The following is a 19,612-nucleotide window of genomic DNA, read 5'->3' as shown; positions in this document are numbered from 1 at the left end:
GCCTGACATTTTATGAGTTTGCCATTAGTTAGCATCGTTATCCCGTCGTACAAGCCGGGCCACTTCGAGGCCTGCCTGAAGTCGGCGCTGGGCCAGAGCTATCCCAACATCGAGATCCTGGTCAGCGACAATTGCCCGACCGAGACCATCAAGGACATGTGCGCCAAGTACAGCGGCCACCTGATCTACCAGCGCAACTCGGCGCTGCGCGAGCAGAACGTGCTGACCGCGCTGTTCGCCGCCAAGGGCCAGCTGATCAAGCCGCTGTTCGACGACGACGTGCTGCATCCGTTCTGCGTCGAGCGCATGGTGGCGACGATGAATATGGACCCGGACATCCAGCTGGTGTTCTCGTCCTCGCAAGTGATCAACGTCGACAACGAACGCACCGAGCTGCGCCGTCCCTACCAGGCCAGCGGCAGCATGACGGCGCGCGACATGCAGCGCAGCATGGTGCTGGGCATGCGCAACTTCGTCGGCGAGTTCAGCACCATCATGTTCCGCCGCGAGCGCCTGTGGGAAATCGGCCGCCACCTGTTCCGCTACCACAAGCACGACTGCACGCTGGGCCTGGCCGACGTGGCCGCCTACTTCAACCTGGCGCGCGACGGCAAGGTGTTCTACATCGACGAAGAGCTGTCCTACTTCCGCCACGACCAGCGGCTGGAATCGAACAGCAACGTCAACAGCAATCCGAATTTCGGCTACTGCTTCTCCGACTACATCGACCTGCTGATCGAATCGTGCGACATCGGCCTGGTCGCGCCGGAAGAGCTGGTGGTGATGCAGCCGACGGTGGACGACGTGGCCGCCCGCCTGAGCGGCATCTTCCCCATGGTCGGCCGTTCGCAGCAGCGCTTCCACGACGTGCTGGCGGCGCAACGCGCGGGAGCCGCATCATGATGGACCAGTGCCGGCTGATCGAACTGCCGCCGCACCACGACGTGCGCGGCAACCTGTCGGTGATCGAGGGCGGCGTGCACATCCCCTTCGACATCAAACGCGTCTACTACCTGTACGACGTGCCGGGCGGCTCGGCGCGCGCCGGCCACGGCCACATCGAACTGCAGCAGCTGTTCGTCGCCATGTCGGGCAGCTTCGACGTCATCGTCGACGACGGCTACGAGCGCAAGAAGTTCCAGCTCAACCGCTCCTACTACGGCCTGTACGTGCCGGGCATGATGTGGCGCGAAGTGGAAAACTTCTCGTCCGGCGCGGTCTGCGTGGTGCTGGCCTCGACGCTGTACGACCCCAAAGACTACTACCACGACTACGACGAATTCGTGGCCGCGGCACACCAACCTAAGTGAGTTTTGCCATGAGCGTTCCCTTCCTCGACCTGAAAGCCATCAACCTGTCGCAAGCCGACGAACTGGAAGCCGCCTTCAAGCGCGTGCTGCATTCGGGCTGGTACATCCTCGGCGGCGAGACCAGCGCCTTCGAAGCCAGCTTCGCCACGTATTGCAAGAGCAAGCACGGCATCGGCGTGGCCAACGGCCTGGACGCGATCTTCATGATCCTCAAGGCCTACGGCATCGGCCCCGGCGACGAAGTGATCGTGCCGTCCAACACCTTCATCGCCACCTGGCTGGCGGTCAGCGACTGCGGCGCCACGCCGATCCCGGTCGAGCCGACCGCCGACGGCTTCAACATCGACCCGGCCCGCGTGGAAGCGGCCATCACGCCGCGCACCAAGGCCATCATGCCGGTCCACCTGTACGGCCAGACCGCCGACATGGACCCGCTGATCGCGCTGGCCGCCAAGCACGGCCTGAAGCTGATCGAGGATGCGGCCCAGGCCCACGGCGCGCTGTACCGCGGCCGCGTGGCGGGCCAGCTGGGCGACGCGGCGGCATTCAGCTTCTATCCGGGCAAGAACCTGGGCGCGCTGGGCGACGGCGGCGCCGTCACCACCGGCGACGACGAGCTGGCCGACAAGATCCGCACGCTGCGCAACTACGGTTCCAAGGTCAAGTACTACAACGAAGTGCCGGGCTATAACTCGCGCCTGGACGAAGTGCAGTCGGCGCTGCTGAGCGTCAAGCTGCCCAAGCTGGACGGCGACAACGCCAAGCGCCGCGCCATCGCCGCCATCTACCAGCGCGAGCTGGCCGGCATCGCGGGCCTGGCGCTGCCGCACGTGCCGGAGTGGGCCCAGCCGGTATGGCACGTCTACGTGATCCGCCACGCCCAGCGCGACGCGCTGGCCAAGGCCCTGGCCGAACAGGGCATAGGCACCATCGTCCACTATCCGGTGCCGCCGCATCTGCAACCGGCCTACGCCCACCTGGGCTACAAGCAGGGCGACTTCCCGCTGGCCGAAGCCATCCACAAAGAAGTGCTGAGCCTGCCGATGGGCCCGACCATGACGGCCGAACAGGCGATGGAAGTGGTGGCGGCGGTGCGCAAGTTCTGCGCGGCATAAAATTACAGGAAACGACATGATTCATCCGAGCGCCATCGTCTCGCCCAAGGCCAAGCTGGGGGACGGCGTCAGCGTCGGCCCGTTCACCATCATCCATGACAACGTGGAGATCGGCGCCGGCTCGGTCATCGACAGTTACTGCGAGATCGGCTATCCGACTCCGCTGGCCGACGGCCAGCCGCTGGTGATCGGCGCCGGCGCGCGCATCCGCTCGCATTCGGTGTTCTACGAAGGCTCGCGCTTCGGCGACAAGCTCGTCACCGGCCACCGCGTGGTGGTGCGCGAGAAAACCGTGGCCGGCGTCGCCTTGCAGATCGGCACCATGAACGATATCCAGGGCGACTGCGTCATCGGCGACTACGTGCGCTGCCAGTCCAACGTCTTCATCGGCAAGATGTCCAAGGTCGGCAACTTCGTCTGGCTGCTGCCGTATGTGGTGCTGACCAACGATCCCCATCCGCCGAGCAATGTGCTGGTCGGCGCCACCATCGGCGACTACGCCGCCATCGCCGCGATGTCGGTGATACTGCCGGGCGTGACCGTGGGCGAGCGCGCGCTGGTGGCCGCGCACAGCAAGGTGCACCGCGATGTCGCGCCGCACACGGTGGTGGCCGGCAATCCGGCGCAATTCCTGTGCGACGCCAGCAAGATCAAACTGAAGGACGGCAGCGGCGATCCGGCCTATCCGTGGACCACGCATTTCAAGCGCGGCTATCCGGCCGACATCACCGCCGGCTGGGACGCGGCGCAACCATGAGCGGCGCCGGCACACCCTACGCCCAGTGGATGAAGCAGGCGGGACGCGGCAACATGACGATCCCGCAGCTGTTCGACGCCGCCGCCGCGCTGCAAAAGCAGGGCCAGCCGCAGCAGGCGATCGCCCTGTACCGCTGCTGGATCGAGCACGGCGCGCGCCAGCCGCTGGCGTACGCGGCCTGGTTCAACCTCGGCGCGCTGCTGGCCGCCGACTCCGACGATGCCGGCGCCGAAGCGGCCTACCGCAAGTGCATCGCCCTGCATCCGCGCTTCGTCGAGGGCCGGCTCAATCTCGGCACGCTGCTGGAACGCCAGGGCCAGCCCGAGGAAGCGCTGGCGATGTGGCGCACCATCCTCGGCCCGGCCGTCAAGATCGACCAGAAAGCCAGCCGCACGCAGTACCTGCAAACGCTGAACAATCTCGGCCGCCTGCTGGAAATCCAGAAGCAGTATCCCGAAGCGGAAGCCATGCTGGCGCAAAGCCTGACCGTGGAACCGGACCAGCCCCACGTGATGACGCACTGGGTGCACCTGCGCCAGAAGCAATGCCACTGGCCGACCTGGGCCGGCCTGCCGCACATCAGCCGCAAGCAGATGGAAGACGGCGCCTCGGCGCTGGCGATGCTGAGCCTGACCGACGACCCGGCGCTGCAAGCCGCCGCCGCCGCCCGCTTCGTGGCCGAAAAGATCGACACCAGCGTGGCGTCGCTGACCGGGCCCGCAGGCCAGGGCTCCAGCTACGGCCACGAGCGCCTGCGTGTGGGCTATCTGTCGTCGGACCTGTGCTCGCACGCCGTGTCCATCCTGACCGCCGAGCTGTACGGCCTGCACGACCGCAGCCAGTTCGAGGTCTATGCCTTCAGCTGGAGCCGCGAAGACGGCTCGCCGCTGCGCGCCCGCGTCAAGGCCGGCATGGACCACTACATTCCGATACACGCGCTGAGCGACCAGCAGGCCGCGCAGCTGATCCGCTCGCACGAGATCGACATCCTGGTCGACCTGCACGGCCTGACCTCCGGCGCGCGTCCGCAGATCCTGGCCTACCGCCCGGCGCCGGTGCAGATGACGTGGCTGGGCTTCCCCGGCACGACCGGCCTGCCCGGCATCGACTACGTGATCGCCGACGAATTCCTGATCACTCCGGAAATGCAGAAGGACTTCACCGAGCAACCGCTGCACCTGCCGGACACCTTCCAGATCAACGACCGCCAGCGCCTGATCGGCAACAAGCCGACCCGCGCCAGCGTCAAGCTGCCGGAAGACGCCTTCGTCTTCTGCTCGTTCAACAACAGCTACAAGCTCAAGCCCGAGCTGTTCGCGCACTGGATGAACATCCTGCGCCGCGTGCCGGGCAGCGTGCTGTGGCTGGTGGCCGACACGCCGCTGGTGGCCGACAACCTGAAACGCCACGCCGCCGAAGCGGGCATAGCTGCCGACCGGCTGATCTTCGCCGAACGCGCGCTGCCGGCCGACTACCTGGCGCGCTACCAGCTGGCCGACCTGTTCCTGGACACCTACCCGTTCAATGCAGGCACCACCGCGAGCGATGCGCTGTGGGCAGGCTTGCCGCTGCTGACCTGCGCCGGCCCGACCTTCGCGTCGCGCATGGCGGGCAGCCTGCTGCGCGCGGTCGACCTGCCGCAGCTGATCACCTACAACTTCGCCGACTACGAAGAGAAGGCGGTCGCGCTGGCCAACGACCCGGCCAGCATCGCCGCCATGAAGCGCCAGCTCATCGACAACCGCCTGGGCAGCGCCCTGTTCGACACCCCGCGCCTGGTGCGCAACCTGGAAGCGGCCATGCAGCGCGTGGCGCGGCCAGCCGCAATGCAGGCCGCCACGCAGAACGCCGCGCCAACCAACACCACGAAAGCAGCCATGAATATCGACCAGATTCCGATGATCGCGGTGTCCTACAACGCACCCGACCTGATCGCCTCGCTGCTGAGCACTTTCCGCCAGTTCTACCCGCACAACCCGATCACCATCATCGACGGTTCGGCGCCGGAGATCGCCCAGCAGATCGCGCCGATCGCCGCCCAGTACCAGGGCGTGCGCTTCATCCCCTTCGGCTACAACATCCACCACGGCCCCGGCATGGCGTGGGCGATCGAGAACCTGGAGCTGTCGGGCCGCGTGCTGTTCCTCGATTCCGACGTCGAGATCCTCAAGCGCGGCTTCCTCGAATCGATGGTGGAGAACCTGGAACCGCATATGTACGGCGTCGGCAACGTCACGCCCGTCAACGCGGAAGGCCAACCCTACGGTGAAGGCAGCATGCCGTATCTGCATCCGGCCTGCATGCTGACCAACATCGAGGTGGTGCGCCAGTGGCCGCTGCCGGTCAAGCACGGCGCACCGATGCTGCCGTCCATGGTGGCGATGGCGCAAGCAGGCAAGAGCGACCAGCTGATGCGCAACATCGCGTGGGTCAACAACGATTTCAGCGACCAGCCGGCTCAGCGCATCTTCATCCGCCACGACTGGCAGGGCACGGTGCGCCGCACCGGCGGCTACCACTACGACAAGCCGGCGGCCACGGTGCAGATCAACCAGCAGCTGCTGGACTTCATGCCGGCCGCCGTCAAGGTGGTGCAGCTGGGCTGCGGCGACGGCGCCTTCGCCAAGGCTTACAAGCAGCGCCACCCGCTGTGCAACTACACCGGCATCGAGCGCGACGCCATCGCCGCCGAGCAGGCGCGCGCGCACTGCGACTTCGTCTACAGCCAGGACATCGAAACCCCGGACCCGCAGCGCGAACGCCAGCTGGCGCAGGCCGACTGCTGGGTGCTGGACGGCGCGCTGGAACGCGTGCGCGATCCGTGGGCGCTGCTCAAGTCCATCCGCGCCAGCATGGCGCCGGGCGGCACGCTGGTGCTGTCGGTGCGCAACCTGCAGCACTGGAGCACGCAGGTGCGGCTGAATATGGGCGACTTCCGCTACCGCGCCGACGGCGTGCTGCAACCGGACGAACTGCACGCCTTCACCCGCGGCTCGCTGCTGGAACTGCTGCAGCAGAGCGGCTTCAGCCTCAGCGGCGGCATCCCGGTGGTGTTCAACGAGCCTGGCAGCGCGGTGTTCCTGCCCATCCTGCGCCAGCTGGCCCAGGCCAGCGGCAGCGATCCCGAGCTGGCCATGCAGGATGCGCTGGCGCAGCGCTACATCGTCACCGCCGTGCCGGCCTGATCGCCATGAGAATACTGATCATCGGCGGTTCCAACTCGCTGCTCAAGGACGGCTACGTCACCCATCTGGCGCAGTCGCTGCAAGGTTATGCGGAGGCCGAGATCATCCAGATTTCGGTCGGCGCCACCACCTCGCTGTCGGCCATCGGCCGGCTGTACGAAACCTATGCCGGCACGCCGGTGGACGTGGTGCTGTACGAGTACTCGATCAACGACACCGGCCACTTCGCGCCCCGCCCCGGCGGCGCCGACTCGTGGCTGTTCTGCTTCCACCTGCTGCTCAAGGCCGCAGCCCAGCTGTATCCGACCGCCACCTTCGTGCCGCTGGTGCTGGCGCAGCAGCAGCATTTCTCGTCGGCCGCGCCGCATCCGATCTACGATGCGCAGATCCGCGCCTTCCAGGAACTGGCCCTGCCGGTGATCGACGTGCGCGCCGCGCTGTCGGGGCTGTTCCTGGGCCGCGCGCCGGCCTGGCTGTACCGCGACCCGGCCCACTACGACACGCCGCACGCCACCTCCATCGTCGGCGCCATCGTCGCGCAGCGGCTGCTGACGCTGAAGGCGCAGAACGCCGAGCCGCTGACGGCCACGGTGGCGCGCCTGCAAACCGTGTCGCCGTTCACGCGCTTGCAGGCGATGTACCTGCCCGGCGTCAACCTGGAGCAGTTCACCAGCGGGCCGGTGCAGCGCGCCCATACCGGCAACCGCCTGATGCAGCTGGACTACCTGCGCATGCTGCCGGGCAGCCGGCTGGAACTGAACAGCGAGATGTTCCCGCTGGCGCTGTTCCTGAAATCCGATCCGCAGCACGATGCGCTGCAACTGGAGTTGAGCAGCGACGACGGCCTTGTCTTCAACTCGCGCGTCGCCACCCGCCACGCCGATACCGAGACGCTGCCCTTCGTCTACTCCAGCATCCCGCTGCCGCTGCTGTGGAGCCACAGCCTGCTGCGGCGCTACGGCGCCAGCCGGCTGGCGGTGTCGGTGCCGGAGCAGGCCGGCGGCGCCCAGACCGGCTTCGACTGCTATGCCGGCGGCCGGCCGGATGCGCCGGAACGCCACCTCGACCTGGTCGGCGTGCTGATGCTGGTCGAGCAGCCTTAACCTCCCCCTCTCCGCCGCCAGGAGCCCGCCCATGTCCCAGCAACTGCACAAAGCCATGGCCGCCGGCAACCTGGCCGAAGCCGGAACGCTGGCGCTGGCGCTGGCGCAGCTGGGCGAGCTGGCCATCATCGACCTGATCGGCCTGGCCAGCCTGCTGTCGGCGCAGGGCAAGACCGAGCAAACCATCTCGCTGTACCAGCTGTGGCTGGAGCATTGCGATTCGCCGCTGGAATACGTGGCCTGGTACAACCTGGCCGTGCTGCTGCAACAAACGGACGACGAAGCCGGCGCCGAACGCGGCTACCGCCAATCGCTGAAACTGCATCCGGGCTTCACCGAAAGCCAGCTGGGCCTGGGCGGCCTGCTGGAACGCCGCCGCCAGCCGGAGGCGGCGCTGGCGCAGTGGCGCGCAGCGCTCGACGATCTCGACAACGCCTCGGCCGCCTCGCCAGCCTTGCAGATACGGCTGTACAACAACATCGGCAGGCTGGCCGAAGCGCTGGGCGACCTGCCGCAGGCCGAGCAGGCGCTGCTGCACAGCCTGCAACTCGACCCCAGGCAAACCCTGATCGCGCCACTGTGGCTGAACCTGCGGCTGAAGCTGTGCGCGTGGCCGGTGTATGGCTTCGTGCCCGGCCTGAGCGAGAGCGCGCTGCGCCACGCCACCTCGGCGCTGGCGATGCTGAGTTTGAGCGACGATCCGGCCCGGCAACTGGCGGCGGCGCAGCGCGAAGTGCGCGCCACGCAGCCGCCGGCCCCGTCGCCGCTGGCCGACGGCGACGGCTACACCCACCGCAAGCTGCGTATCGGCTACCTGTCCAACGGCTTCGGCGCGCAACCCATCGGCCGCATGCTGGCGGAGCTGTTCGAGCTGCACAACCGCGAGCAGATCGAAGTCTACGGTTTCTGCTGGACGCCGGAGGACGGCTCGGCCCTGCGCCAGCGCCTGCTGCGCGGCATGGACTTGCACGTGCCGATCGCCACGCTCAGCGACGCCCAGGCGGCGCAGGCGATACGCGCGCACGAGATCGACATCCTGGTCGACCTGCACGGCCGCCTGCCCGGCGCGCGGCCCGGCATCCTGTTGCAACGGCCGGCGCCGGTGCAGATCGCCTGGCTGGGCCAGCCCGGCACCAGCGCCATGGCCGCCACCGACTACGTGCTGGCCGACGCCGTCACGCTGCCGCCGGAACTGGCGCCGCACTACACGGAACAGCCGCTGTACCTGCCGCATTGCTACCAGCCGCAGGACCGCCAGCGCCCGCTGCCGCCCGCATCCACATCCGGTGCGCGCGCCGCGTACGGCCTGCCGGAGCCGGGCTTCGTCTACTGCTGCTTCAGCGCGCCGGAGCAGATCACGCCGGAACGCTACGCCACCTGGATGCGCATCCTGCACCAGGTGCCGGACAGCGTGCTGTGGCTGCAAGCGGCCGGCGAGCAGGTGCGCGACAACCTGCGGGTGGCGGCCATGCAGCGCGGCATACCCAGCGAGCGGCTGTGCTTTGCCGATCCGGCCGCGCCGGAGCAGCAGATGGCCCGCTACCAGGCCGCCGACCTGTTCCTCGACACCGCGCCTTATGCGGCGGGCGCCATGGCCGGCGACGTGCTGTGGGCCGGCCTGCCGCTGCTGACCAGCACCGGCCATTGCAGCGCCAGCCGCACCAGCGCCAGCCTGCTGCATGCGGCCGGACTGCCGGAGCTGGTGACGGCCAGCGAGAAAAAATACGAAACACGCGCGGTGCGTTTGGCGGAACGGCCCAAGGAACTGGCGCGGCTGCGCAACCGACTGCGCAAGCACCGCGACACGGTGCCGCTGTTCGACACGCCGCAACTGGTGTGCGACCTGGAACAGCTGTACCTGCGGATCGCCAAGGGTGCCACCCCCGTCGTTCCCGCGCAGGCGGGAATCCATACGTCGCGTCCCGGCCAGCGCAGCATGGACCGCAGCGGCGGACCGTCCCGCCTGCGCGGGAACGACGACGCGCCGGCGCCGCTGGTCAGCATCCTGATCGCCGCCGACGATCCGCTGCCGCTGGAAACCACCCTGCTCAGCGCCCTGGCGCAAACCTGGGCCAACTGCGAAATCATCGTCAGCGACAGCAGCCCCGACGGCGCCTGCCGCGCCCTGCTCAAGCCCCACCTGAAAACCCACCGCCGCCTGCGCTACGCCCACGCGCCCGGCCTGGCCCCGTTGGACAACCTCAACCACTGCCTGGCGCTGGCCCTGGGCGCCTACATCGCCGTCGCCCCGTCCGGCGACACGCTGGCGCCCGACAAGATCGCCGTCATGCTGCCCTACTTCCTCGACCACCCGCAGGTGAGCCTGGTGGCCAGCTGGCGCCAGCCGCGCGCGCCGGACGGCCAGGCGCTGCCGGTGGCGCCGCTGTTCGCCACCGAGATCGTGGTCGGCGGCGGCTCGCTGGCCAACCTGCTGCTGAGCGGCGACAGCGGCGGCGCCGCCACCGTCTGCTCCCCCGGCGCCCTGCTGTTCAAGCGCGCCAGCATCGGCATGGCCTTCGGTCACTATCATGAACGCCCCTACACCGACCGCGCCAACGTCGCCACCGCATTGACCGCGCTGGCCGGCGGCGACTACGTCTACCTGCCGCAGCCGCTGTCGAGCTACCGCGCCGCGCCCGCCGTGCCGGCCACGCCGCTGGCCCAGCTGGAGGCCGGCATCGAAGCGCTGGAGCTGCTGTACCAGGCCCACGCCCACGGCCACCGCTTCGAACCGGACGGCCGCTTCCAGCAGCTGTTGTCCGCTCGTCTAGCCGAATTGAACACACTCGTTTCCACCCATCACACACAACTGGCCGCCAGCGCCGTCCACCGGCCGCAGCTGGTCGACGCGCTGCAGCGCACCATGCGAATTGGCTATCAGCTCCTGCTGGCGCAATAACTGTGGTAAATCGCCATCGCCCAGTCTGCGGCACCAAATACCCCCTGCTTTTCGTTTAAAATAGCCCGGGCGCAATAGATAATGTAGCCTGCGTCAACTCAAAATAATCGGGGATAGCATGAAAGCAGTCATACTGGCTGGTGGACTGGGCACACGGCTCAGCGAAGAGACCACGGTCAAGCCTAAGCCGATGGTGGAAGTCGGCGGCAAGCCTATCCTGTGGCACATCCTGAAGAGCTACTCCGCTCACGGCATCAACGACTTCGTCATCTGCTGCGGCTACCGCGGCTACGTGATCAAGGAGTTCTTCGCCAACTACTTCCTGCACACTTCGGACGTCACCTTTGACCTGCAAAAGAACAGCATGGAAGTGCACGAGCGCCACGCCGAACCCTGGAAAGTCACGCTGATCGACACCGGCTCCGACACCCTGACCGGCGGCCGCCTCAAGCGCGTGCGCCAGTACGTCGAGAACGACGAAGCCTTCTGCTTCACCTACGGCGACGGCGTGTCCGACATCGACATCACCGCCTCGATCGCCTTCCACAAACAGCACGGCAAGCTGGCCACGATGACGGCCGTGCAGCCGCCGGGCCGCTTCGGCGCCATCGACATCGACGGCCAGCGCATCGTCAGCTTCAAGGAAAAACCGCAGGGCGACGGCGCCTGGATCAACGGCGGCTACTTCGTGCTGTCGCCGAAAGTGATCGACTACATCGCCGACGACAGCACCACCTGGGAAAAAGAGCCGATGGAAAAACTGGCCAAGGAAGGCCAGATGGACGCCTTCCACCACCACGGTTTCTGGCAGCCGATGGACACGCTGCGCGACAAGATCCTGTTGGAAGACCTGTGGGAAAGCGGCAAGGCCCCTTGGAAGCGATGGCCATGAATCCATCCTTCTGGCACGGCAAGCGTGTATTCCTGACCGGGCACACCGGTTTCAAGGGGAGCTGGCTGAGCCTGTGGTTGCAGCAACTGGGTGCCCATGTCACCGGCTACGCCCTCGAAGCACCGAGCAAACCCAGCCTGTTCGAAACGGCGCAAGTCGGCGCCGGCATGACCTCCATCATCGGCGACATCCGCGACGGCGCGGCCCTGCGCGAGGCGATGACGAAGGCGCAGCCCGAGATCGTCATCCACATGGCGGCGCAAGCGCTGGTGCGCTATTCGTACGCCAATCCGGTGGAGACCTACGCCACCAACGTCATGGGCCTGGTGAATTTCTTCGAAGCGGTGCGCAACACGCCCGGCATCAAGGCCGTGGTCAACGTCACCAGCGACAAGTGCTACGAGAACAAGGAATGGGCCTGGGGCTATCGCGAGAACGAAGCCTTCGGCGGCTACGACCCTTACAGCAACAGCAAGGCCTGCGCCGAACTGGTGACGGCCGGCTACCGCTCCTCCTTCTTCAATCCTGAAAAATACGCCGAGCATGGCGTCGGCCTGGGCTCCGGCCGCGCCGGCAATGTGATCGGCGGCGGCGACTGGGCCGAGGACCGCCTGATCCCCGACATGGTGCGCGCCATCGCCGCCGGCAAGCCGGTGCGCATCCGCAGCCCGCACGCGATCCGCCCTTGGCAGCATGTGCTGGAGCCGCTGTCGGGCTACCTGGCGCTGGCAGAACACCTGTACCTGCAAGGCGCGGATTTCGCCGAGGGCTTCAACTTCGGCCCGCACGACATCGACGCCCGCCCGGTCGAATGGATCATCTCGCGCCTGTGCGAAAGCTGGGGCGACGGCGCCGGCTGGGAACTGGACCCGCAGGCCGGCCAGCAGCCGCATGAGGCGCACTACCTGAAGCTCGATTGCTCCAAGGCCCGCAGCCGCCTGCACTGGCAGCCGCGCTGGCACCTGGGCCACACCATCGACATGATCGTCGCCTGGCACCAGGCCCACGCCCGGGGCGCCGACATGCGCGCGCTGACGCTGGCGCAAATCGACACGTATCAAAACACCGCACATCTTTAAGCGACCATCTTTAAGGCAGCAATCATGAGTGAAGCACAAAGCAAAGAACAACTCCGCGAACAGATCATCAAGCTGGTGGGCGAATACGGCGCGCTGGCCAGCGTGCCCAAGGCCTTCGAACCCGGCGTGACGGTGATCCCGCCGGCCGGCAAGGTGGTCGGCGCGCCGGAAATGGAACTGATGGTCGAAGCCTCGCTCGACGCCTGGCTGACCACCGGCCGCTTCAACGACCAGTTCGAAGCCAGGCTGGCCAAGATGATAGGCGTGGACTTCCTGATCACCGTGAACTCCGGCTCCTCGGCCAACCTGGTCGCGTTCAACACGCTGACCTCGCCGAAGCTGGGCGCGCGCGCGATCCAGCAGGGCGATGAAGTGATCGGCGTGGCGGCGGGCTTCCCGACCACCGTCAACCCGATCATCCAGTTCGGCGCGATCCCGGTGTTCGTCGACGTCGAGCTGGGCACCTACAACATCGATGTGACCAAGCTGGAAGCGGCGATCTCGCCGAAGACCAAGGCCATCATGCTGGCCCACACGCTGGGCAATCCGTACAACCTGGACGTGATCACCGCGATCTGCAAGAAGCACAATCTGTGGCTGATCGAAGACTGCTGCGACGCGCTGGGCTCCACCTACCACGGCAAGATGGTCGGCACCTTCGGCGACATCGGCACCATGTCCTTCTACCCCGCCCACCACATCACGATGGGCGAAGGCGGTGCGGTGTTCACCAACAACGCCGAACTGAAGATGATCGCCGAATCGTTCCGCGACTGGGGCCGCGACTGCTACTGCGCGCCGGGCAAGGACAACACCTGCGGCAAGCGCTTCTGCCAGTGCCTGGGTACGCTGCCGATGGGCTACGACCACAAGTACACCTACAGCCACCTGGGCTACAACCTGAAGATCACCGACATGCAGGCCGCCTGCGGCCTGGCGCAGATCGACCGCGCACCGGGCTTCATCCAGGCCCGCAAGGACAACTTCGCGTATTTAACAGAGCGGCTGCAATCGTGCACCGACTTCCTGATCCTGCCGGAAGCGACCGAGCATTCCGATCCGTCGTGGTTCGGTTTCCCGATGACGCTCAAGCCTGAAGCGAACGTCTCGCGCGTCGACCTGCTGACCTACCTGGACCAGCACAAGATCGGCACCCGCCTGCTGTTCGCCGGTAACCTGACGCGCCAGCCTTACATGGTCGGCCGCAACTACCGCGTCTCCGGCGAACTGACCAACACCGACCGCGTGATGAACGACACCTTCTGGATCGGCGTCTTCCCCGGCCTGACCCGTGAAATGCTGGACTTCACGGTCGACAAACTCGAAGCCTTCTTTGGTGTGAACTTCTAATGCAAGACAATAAAGTCAAGGTCGCCGAACTGGTGGCCGAAGCCCTGGAAAACCTGGGCATCCAGCACGCCTTCGGCATCATCGGCGCCGGCAATGTGCACCTGTTCGAAGCCATCGCCCGCCGCGGCTACACCGAGATCGTCTGCGTCCACCACGAGCAGGCAGCGTGCATGGCGGTGCAGACCTACTACCGCACCAACGGCCGCATCGCTGCCGCGCTGCTGACCACCGGCGCCGGTTCGACCAACGGCGTGACCGGCGTGGTGTCGGCGTGGGCCGACTCGATCCCGTGCATCGTCATCGCCGGCAACGAGAACTCCAAGTTCACCTTCCCGGAAAACCCGCTGCGCATGTGGGGCGTGCAGGGCTACGATTCCTGCCAGATGGTGGAACGCGTCAGCAAGTACCAGATGCGCGTGACGAAGATGGAACGCGCCGTCTACGAACTGGAAAAAGGCGTGCACCTGGCGCTGGAAGGCCGTCCGGGTCCGACCTGGATCGAGATCCCGATGGACATCCAGGCCGGCCGCATCGACCCGGCCACGCTGGAACACTACGTCGCGCCGCCGGCGCCCGACTACCTGACGCCGGCCGTGGCCGCGCAGGTGGACAGCGTGCTGGCCGCCTTGGCCAAGGCCGAGCGCCCGGTGCTCTGGCTGGGCAACGGCATCCGCCTGGCCGGCGGCGAGCGCTTGCTCAAGCCGCTGCTGGAAAAACTCGGTTCGCCGGCGCTGGTGTCGTGGGCCGGCATCGACATGCTCGACTCCAGCCACCCGCTGGTGTTCGGCCGCGCCGGCGTCTACGGCCAGCGCGCCGCCAACTTCATCTTGCAGAACAGCGACTACGTGCTGGCCATCGGCACCCGCCTGGCGATCCCGCAGGTCGGCTACGACCTCAATGAACTGGCCCGCCTGGCGCGCATCGACGTGGTCGACATCGACAGCGACGAAGCGGCCAAGCACGCCAAGCGCACGCAGGAAGCCATCGTCTGCGACGCCCGCATCTTCATCGAGGCGCTGCTGGCCCGCCTGAACGCCGCCACCGCGCCGGCCATCGCCTCGAAGGCCGACTGGGTCGCCAAGTGCCGCGCCTACGAGGAGCAGTTCCCGTGGGTGGGCGCCGAGCACGCGGACCCGGAAGGCTTCATCAACTCCTACCGCTTCATGGAGCGCCTGAACGGCTTCTTCAAGGACGACCAGGTCGTCGTGACCGACATGGGCACGGCGCTGCTGAGCGGCCACCAGGTGCTGCGCTTCAAGGAAGGCCAGCGCTTCATGACCTCCACCGGCCTGGGCGAGATGGGCTACGGCCTGCCGGCCGCGCTGGGCGTGTCGTTCGCCAACGACCGCGGCGAGGTGATGTGCCTGAACTGCGACGGCGGCATGATGATGAATCTGCAGGAGCTGCAGACCATGGTGCACCACAACCTGCCGATCAAGCTGTTCATCTTCAACAACGACGGCTACCTGATGATCAAGCACACGCAGAAGTCGCTGTTCAAGTCGGACTACGTCGGCACCGACCGCAAGTCCGGCGTGTCCTGCCCCGACTTCTCCAAGCTGGCCGCCGCCTTCGACATCCCCGCCTACCAGATCCGCGGCTGGGACGAGTGCGACGCCACCTTGGCCAAGGTGCAGGCCCACACCGGCCCGGTGATCTGCGAAGTGTTCATGCATCCGCAGCAGCTGTTCTCGCCGAAGCTGGGCGTGGTCTCGCGCGCCGACGGCACGCTGGTGTCGCCGCCGCTGGAAGACCTGTCGCCGCTGATCCCGCGCGATGTGCTGGAGCAGGCCATGATAGGCGGCATGCACGAGAAGTCCAAAACGCTGTAATGAAATAGGTGAAGCTGATGAAACCATCCGAGCAACTGAAGATCGCCATCATCGGGTCCGGCAATATCGGGACGGACCTGATGATCAAAGTGATGCGCTCCAAACATCTGGTATGCACCTTGTTCGCCGGCCGCAATTTCAACTCGGCCGGCATGAAGCGCGCCAGCCAGCTGGGCGTGACCATCTCCGACCGCGGCATCGAAGCCATCCTCGCCGATCCCGCCATCTGCGACCTGGTGTTCGACGCCACCTCGGCCCAGGCCCACATCGGCCACTGGGCCGCGCTGGACAAGCTGGGCAAGACCGTGATCGACATGACCCCGGCCAAGCTGGGCGAGTTCTGCATCCCCGCCATCAACGCCCAGGCCTGCCTGGACACCGGCAGCCGCAACATCAACATGATCACCTGCGGCGGCCAGTCGTCGATCCCGATCGCGGCCGCCATCGGCCAGGTGCACGCCGACATCGAATACGTCGAAGTGGCGTCCAGCATCGCCTCGCGCAGCGCCGGCCCGGCCACCCGCGCCAACCTGGACGAATACATCGAGACCACCGAGGAAGCCTTGCAGCGCTTCTCCGGCGCCAAGCGCGCCAAGGCCATCCTGATCCTGAACCCGGCCAACCCGCCGATCGACATGCAGACCACGATCTACGCCAAGATCGCCAACCCGGACCTGCCGGCGATCCGCGCCTCGGTCGACGCCATGGTGGCGCAACTGAAGACCTATGTGCCCGGCTACCAGCTGATCGTGCCGCCGACCATCGAGGGCGGCAAGGTCGTCACCACCATCAAGGTGATGGGCGCCGGCGACTACCTGCCGCAGTACGCGGGCAACCTGGACATCATCAACTGCGCCGCCATCGCCATGGCTGAAATGGTCGCAGTCGCCAAGCACGGCCAGCACGCCAAACACAACGAGGAGCGCAAGCATGGCTAAGAAAATCCTGATCAGCGATCCGACCCTGCGCGACGGCAACCACGCGGTGCGCCACCAGTTGAGCCGCGAAGCCTTCATCGCCTACTGCCAGGCGGCCGAGGCGGCGCGCGTGCCCATCGTCGAAGTCGGCCACGGCAACGGCCTGGGCGCATCGTCGATGCTGGTCGGCGAATGCCGGCTGAGCGACGACGAGATCCTGACCGTCTCGCGCCAGCACCTGCACAACTCGCGCCTGGGCATCCACGTGATCCCCGGCTTCTGCACCATCAAGAAAGACCTGGTGCGCGCCATCGAGCTGGGCGTGGACGTGTTCCGCATCGCCTCGCACTGCACCGAGGCCGACGTCACCGACCGCCACATCCACTACGTGCGCCAGGCCGGCAAGGAAGCCTGGGGCGTGCTGATGATGAGCCACATGGCCTCGCCGGCGCAGCTGCTGGAGGAAGCCCGCAAGATGGAATCCTACGGCGCCGAAGCGATCGTCATCATGGATTCGGCCGGCGCCTACTTCCCGGACGACGTCAAGGAACGCATCGCCACCCTGGTCGACGGCCTGAACATCCCGGTCGGCTTCCACGGCCATAACAACCTGGGCATGGCGGTGATCAATTCCGTCACCGCCGTCAACGAGGGCGCCACCATCATCGACGGCACCATCCGCGGCTTCGGCGCCGGCGCCGGCAACACCCAGCTCGAAGTGCTGGTGGCGGTGTTCGAACGCCTGGGCTTCGACACCGGCATCGACCTGTACAAGATCCTCGACGCCGCCGACATCGCCGAGAAGGAATTCAATCCGGTGGCGCCGTCGATTTCGCCGCTGTCCATCGTCTCCGGCCTGGCCGGCGTGTTTTCCGGCTTCGCCAAGCCGGTGGCGCGCGCCGCCGAGGACTACAAGGTCGACCCGCGCGACATCTTCTTCGGCCTCGGCAAGCGCAACGCGGTGGCCGGGCAGGAAAGCCTGATCATCGAGGTGGCGCGCGACCTGGCCGAGAAAAATTCAGCAGCACAGAAAGGTTAAACCATGAGCGACCCACGCTACGCCGAAATGCGCCAGGACGCCCTGGCCGCCTGCGCCGACCAGCCCGACGTGCGCGCCGCGCTGGCGCGCCAGCACATCGCCGTCACCGGCGGCACCGGCTTCCTCGGCACCTGGATCGCCGAACTGGTGGCCGCGCTGAACGACCAGTACCAGCTGGCCATCACGCTCGACCTGTACGCCCGCAACGTCAGCGAATGGCCGCAGAAGTATCCGCACCTGGCGGGCCGCGCCGACATCCGCCTGCGCTCGCAGGACGTGCGCTCCTCGTTTGAATTCGCCAAGAACACCACCTATGTGATCCACGCGGCCGGCATCCCCAACAACCGCGTGCACGCCTCCGATCCGCTGCGGGTGTTCCAGACCACCGTGTCGGGCATCGCCAACGCGCTGGAGGCGGCCTCGCAGCTGGACGGCCTGCGCCGCTTCGTCAACGTCAGCTCCTGCATGGTGGCCGGCACGCCGCAGCGCCCCGGCGCGCTGACCGAGAACGATTACTTCCCGCTGGTCTCGGGCCAGCTCAACACCGTGTACGCCGACGCCAAGCGCGCCGCCGAGATGACGGCGGCGATCTACCGCAGCCAGTACCGGCTGCCGGTATCGACGGTGCGGCCGTTCACGCTGACCGGCGCCTACCAGGAGCTGGACCGTCCGTGGGCGATCAACAACTTCCTGCGCGACGTGCTGACCGGCGGCGAAATCCGCATCCACGGCGACGGCAGCGCGCGCCGCAGCTATCTGTACGGCAGCGACGCCGCCTGGTGGACGCTGTGCGCGCTGGTGCACGGCGCCGACGGCGAAGTCTACAACCTGGGCAGCGCCACGCCGGTCAGCCACAACGAACTGGTGGCGCTGATCGGCGAGCGCGTCTCGCCCAAGCCGCGGGTGGCGCTCAACACCGCGCCCGGCCGCCCGCGCAAGGACGACGACCTGTTCCCGGACGTCAGCTTCACCGCGCGCCGCCTGGGCGTGAAGGAAAGCTCGCCGCTGCAGCAAACCATCGACAAGACCTACCGCTGGCTGGCGGGGGCGCGCGGCTGATGGCGCTGGAAGCGAACGCCGTCATCGCGGCCGACCTGGCGCGCATCGCCGCCGCCGATCTGCCATGGCAGTCGCTGCGCGGCCGCACCGTGCTGGTGACGGGCGGCGCCGGCTTCCTGGGCGCCTACCTGGTCAAGGCGCTGCTGGCGGCCAGCCAGGCGCACGCGCTGGAGCTGCGCGTGGTGTGCGTGGCGCGCAAGGCCGCCAGCGCCGCGCTGCGCCTGTCCGGCTGCCTGCAACTGCCCAATTTCAGCGTGGTCGAGCATGACATCGGCCTGCCGCTGCCGGCCGGCTTTCCGCGCGCCGACGTCATCGTCCACGCGGCCAGCCAGGCCAGCCCCAAATACTACGGCGTCGACCCGGTCGGCACGCTGCTGGCCAATTCGGCCGGCACCCAGTACCTGCTGGAGCACGCGCGCCAGACCGGCGCCGAGCGCTTCCTGTTCTTCAGCAGCGGCGAGGTGTACGGCGTGCCGCGCGACCCGCAGCAGGCGGTGGCCGAAACCGACTACGGCTACCTGGACCCGATGAATGTGCGCGCCTGCTACGGCGAGAGCAAGCGCATGGGCGAAGCCATGTGCACCGCCTGGGCCGCGCAGCACGGCCTGCACGCCACCGTGGTGCGGCCCTTCCACACCTACGGCCCCGGCATGGCGCTCGACGACGGCCGCGTGTTCGCCGACTTCGTCGCCGACGTGGTGGCCAGGCGCGACATCGTCCTCAACAGCGACGGCGCCGCGCTGCGGCCGTTCTGCTACCTGGCCGACGCCACCATCGGCTTCCTGACCGTGCTGCTCAAGGGCGAGCGCGGTGCCGCCTACAACGTCGGCAACCCGCATGCCGAAGTCGCCATCCGCGACCTTGCCACGCTGCTGGCCGGCCTGTATCCGGAACGCGGCATCGCCACCCGCTTCGCCGTGCCGGTGGACGGCAACGCCTACCTGAAAAGCCAGATCGCCCGCTCCTGCCCGTCGATCGACAAGATCGCCGCGCTGGGCTGGGCGCCGCAAACCGGCCTGGCGGACGGCTTCCGCCGCACCATCGATTCCTTCCTAATCTAACCACGAGTACGCCA

General features: G+C 67.1%; 15 protein-coding genes. All 15 read left to right on the top strand.

The features are described from left to right. Nucleotides 1-12 precede the first annotated feature (12 nt). The 15 genes from GEV01_RS27135 to GEV01_RS27065 all read left to right on the top strand — a co-directional run bounded on the left by GEV01_RS27135 (nt 13) and on the right by GEV01_RS27065 (nt 19,598). Nucleotides 13-903, top strand: a complete 891-nt coding sequence (locus tag GEV01_RS27135) for a glycosyltransferase (RefSeq protein ID WP_152808985.1) — start codon at nt 13-15, stop codon at nt 901-903. Continuing rightward, nucleotides 900-1,310 (top strand): sugar 3,4-ketoisomerase, encoded by a 411-nt coding sequence (locus tag GEV01_RS27130; RefSeq protein ID WP_008453214.1) that lies wholly within the window; start codon nt 900-902, stop codon nt 1,308-1,310. The genes GEV01_RS27135 and GEV01_RS27130 overlap by 4 nt, the downstream gene beginning before the upstream one ends. Before the next feature lie 8 nt (nt 1,311-1,318). Then, the gene (locus tag GEV01_RS27125) at nt 1,319-2,425 is read left to right on the top strand and encodes a DegT/DnrJ/EryC1/StrS family aminotransferase (protein WP_152808984.1); all 1,107 of its coding nucleotides are present in this window, start codon (nt 1,319-1,321) and stop codon (nt 2,423-2,425) included. A gap of 16 nt (nt 2,426-2,441) precedes the next feature. Next, nucleotides 2,442-3,182: an N-acetyltransferase gene (locus GEV01_RS27120; RefSeq protein WP_152808982.1), complete on the top strand. Its 741-nt coding sequence runs from the start codon at nt 2,442-2,444 to the stop codon at nt 3,180-3,182. After that, entirely contained in the window at nt 3,179-6,367 is a 3,189-nt protein-coding gene (locus GEV01_RS27115; protein ID WP_152808980.1) for an O-linked N-acetylglucosamine transferase family protein, read from the top strand. The genes GEV01_RS27120 and GEV01_RS27115 overlap by 4 nt, the downstream gene beginning before the upstream one ends. 5 nt (nt 6,368-6,372) lie before the next feature. Next, nucleotides 6,373-7,470: an SGNH/GDSL hydrolase family protein gene (locus GEV01_RS27110; protein ID WP_152808979.1), complete on the top strand. Its 1,098-nt coding sequence runs from the start codon at nt 6,373-6,375 to the stop codon at nt 7,468-7,470. Between the two features lie 31 nt (nt 7,471-7,501). Next, complete coding sequence (locus GEV01_RS27105; protein WP_152808977.1) at nt 7,502-10,369, top strand: O-linked N-acetylglucosamine transferase family protein; 2,868 nt, start codon at nt 7,502-7,504, stop codon at nt 10,367-10,369. 118 nt (nt 10,370-10,487) lie between these two features. Then, on the top strand, nt 10,488-11,261 hold the full coding sequence (gene rfbF / locus GEV01_RS27100) for a glucose-1-phosphate cytidylyltransferase (RefSeq protein WP_152808976.1): 774 nt from the start codon (nt 10,488-10,490) through the stop codon (nt 11,259-11,261). Beyond that, nucleotides 11,258-12,340 (top strand): CDP-glucose 4,6-dehydratase, encoded by a 1,083-nt coding sequence (gene rfbG / locus GEV01_RS27095; RefSeq protein WP_175023250.1) that lies wholly within the window; start codon nt 11,258-11,260, stop codon nt 12,338-12,340. Before rfbF ends, rfbG begins: the two co-directional genes overlap by 4 nt. Nucleotides 12,341-12,364: 24 nt before the next feature. Further along, nucleotides 12,365-13,690, top strand: a complete 1,326-nt coding sequence (rfbH, locus tag GEV01_RS27090; RefSeq protein WP_152808972.1) for a lipopolysaccharide biosynthesis protein RfbH — start codon at nt 12,365-12,367, stop codon at nt 13,688-13,690. Then, a complete protein-coding gene (locus GEV01_RS27085; RefSeq protein WP_152808971.1) occupies nt 13,690-15,522 on the top strand; it encodes a thiamine pyrophosphate-binding protein in 1,833 nt (610 codons plus the stop codon). Before rfbH ends, GEV01_RS27085 begins: the two co-directional genes overlap by 1 nt. 17 nt (nt 15,523-15,539) lie before the next feature. Next, nucleotides 15,540-16,460 carry an acetaldehyde dehydrogenase (acetylating) gene (locus GEV01_RS27080; RefSeq protein ID WP_152808969.1) on the top strand — a complete coding sequence of 307 codons (921 nt, stop codon included), beginning with the start codon at nt 15,540-15,542 and terminating at the stop codon, nt 16,458-16,460. Beyond that, nucleotides 16,453-17,478: a 4-hydroxy-2-oxovalerate aldolase gene (gene dmpG / locus GEV01_RS27075; protein ID WP_152808967.1), complete on the top strand. Its 1,026-nt coding sequence runs from the start codon at nt 16,453-16,455 to the stop codon at nt 17,476-17,478. The genes GEV01_RS27080 and dmpG overlap by 8 nt, the downstream gene beginning before the upstream one ends. A gap of 3 nt (nt 17,479-17,481) precedes the next feature. Then, a complete protein-coding gene (locus tag GEV01_RS27070) occupies nt 17,482-18,537 on the top strand; it encodes an NAD-dependent epimerase/dehydratase family protein (RefSeq protein ID WP_152808966.1) in 1,056 nt (351 codons plus the stop codon). Further along, entirely contained in the window at nt 18,537-19,598 is a 1,062-nt protein-coding gene (locus GEV01_RS27065) for an NAD-dependent epimerase/dehydratase family protein (RefSeq protein WP_152808964.1), read from the top strand. Before GEV01_RS27070 ends, GEV01_RS27065 begins: the two co-directional genes overlap by 1 nt. Nucleotides 19,599-19,612: the final 14 nt, after the last annotated feature.

Source organism: Rugamonas rivuli, assembly GCF_009380165.1.
In the GTDB taxonomy this organism is placed as follows: domain Bacteria; phylum Pseudomonadota; class Gammaproteobacteria; order Burkholderiales; family Burkholderiaceae_D; genus Rugamonas; species Rugamonas rivuli.
This window is presented reverse-complemented; position numbering and strand designations above follow the sequence as displayed.

What these genes read in the sequence shown, in the direction of transcription:
- GEV01_RS27135 (WP_152808985.1), top strand. Translation starts at nt 13, where the DNA reads ATGAGTTTGCCATTAGTTAGCATCGTTATCCCGTCGTACAAGCCGGGC.
- GEV01_RS27130 (WP_008453214.1), top strand. Translation starts at nt 900, where the DNA reads ATGATGGACCAGTGCCGGCTGATCGAACTGCCGCCGCACCACGACGTG.
- GEV01_RS27125 (WP_152808984.1), top strand. Translation starts at nt 1,319, where the DNA reads ATGAGCGTTCCCTTCCTCGACCTGAAAGCCATCAACCTGTCGCAAGCC.
- GEV01_RS27120 (WP_152808982.1), top strand. Translation starts at nt 2,442, where the DNA reads ATGATTCATCCGAGCGCCATCGTCTCGCCCAAGGCCAAGCTGGGGGAC.
- GEV01_RS27115 (WP_152808980.1), top strand. Translation starts at nt 3,179, where the DNA reads ATGAGCGGCGCCGGCACACCCTACGCCCAGTGGATGAAGCAGGCGGGA.
- GEV01_RS27110 (WP_152808979.1), top strand. Translation starts at nt 6,373, where the DNA reads ATGAGAATACTGATCATCGGCGGTTCCAACTCGCTGCTCAAGGACGGC.
- GEV01_RS27105 (WP_152808977.1), top strand. Translation starts at nt 7,502, where the DNA reads ATGTCCCAGCAACTGCACAAAGCCATGGCCGCCGGCAACCTGGCCGAA.
- rfbF (WP_152808976.1), top strand. Translation starts at nt 10,488, where the DNA reads ATGAAAGCAGTCATACTGGCTGGTGGACTGGGCACACGGCTCAGCGAA.
- rfbG (WP_175023250.1), top strand. Translation starts at nt 11,258, where the DNA reads ATGAATCCATCCTTCTGGCACGGCAAGCGTGTATTCCTGACCGGGCAC.
- rfbH (WP_152808972.1), top strand. Translation starts at nt 12,365, where the DNA reads ATGAGTGAAGCACAAAGCAAAGAACAACTCCGCGAACAGATCATCAAG.
- GEV01_RS27085 (WP_152808971.1), top strand. Translation starts at nt 13,690, where the DNA reads ATGCAAGACAATAAAGTCAAGGTCGCCGAACTGGTGGCCGAAGCCCTG.
- GEV01_RS27080 (WP_152808969.1), top strand. Translation starts at nt 15,540, where the DNA reads ATGAAACCATCCGAGCAACTGAAGATCGCCATCATCGGGTCCGGCAAT.
- dmpG (WP_152808967.1), top strand. Translation starts at nt 16,453, where the DNA reads ATGGCTAAGAAAATCCTGATCAGCGATCCGACCCTGCGCGACGGCAAC.
- GEV01_RS27070 (WP_152808966.1), top strand. Translation starts at nt 17,482, where the DNA reads ATGAGCGACCCACGCTACGCCGAAATGCGCCAGGACGCCCTGGCCGCC.
- GEV01_RS27065 (WP_152808964.1), top strand. Translation starts at nt 18,537, where the DNA reads ATGGCGCTGGAAGCGAACGCCGTCATCGCGGCCGACCTGGCGCGCATC.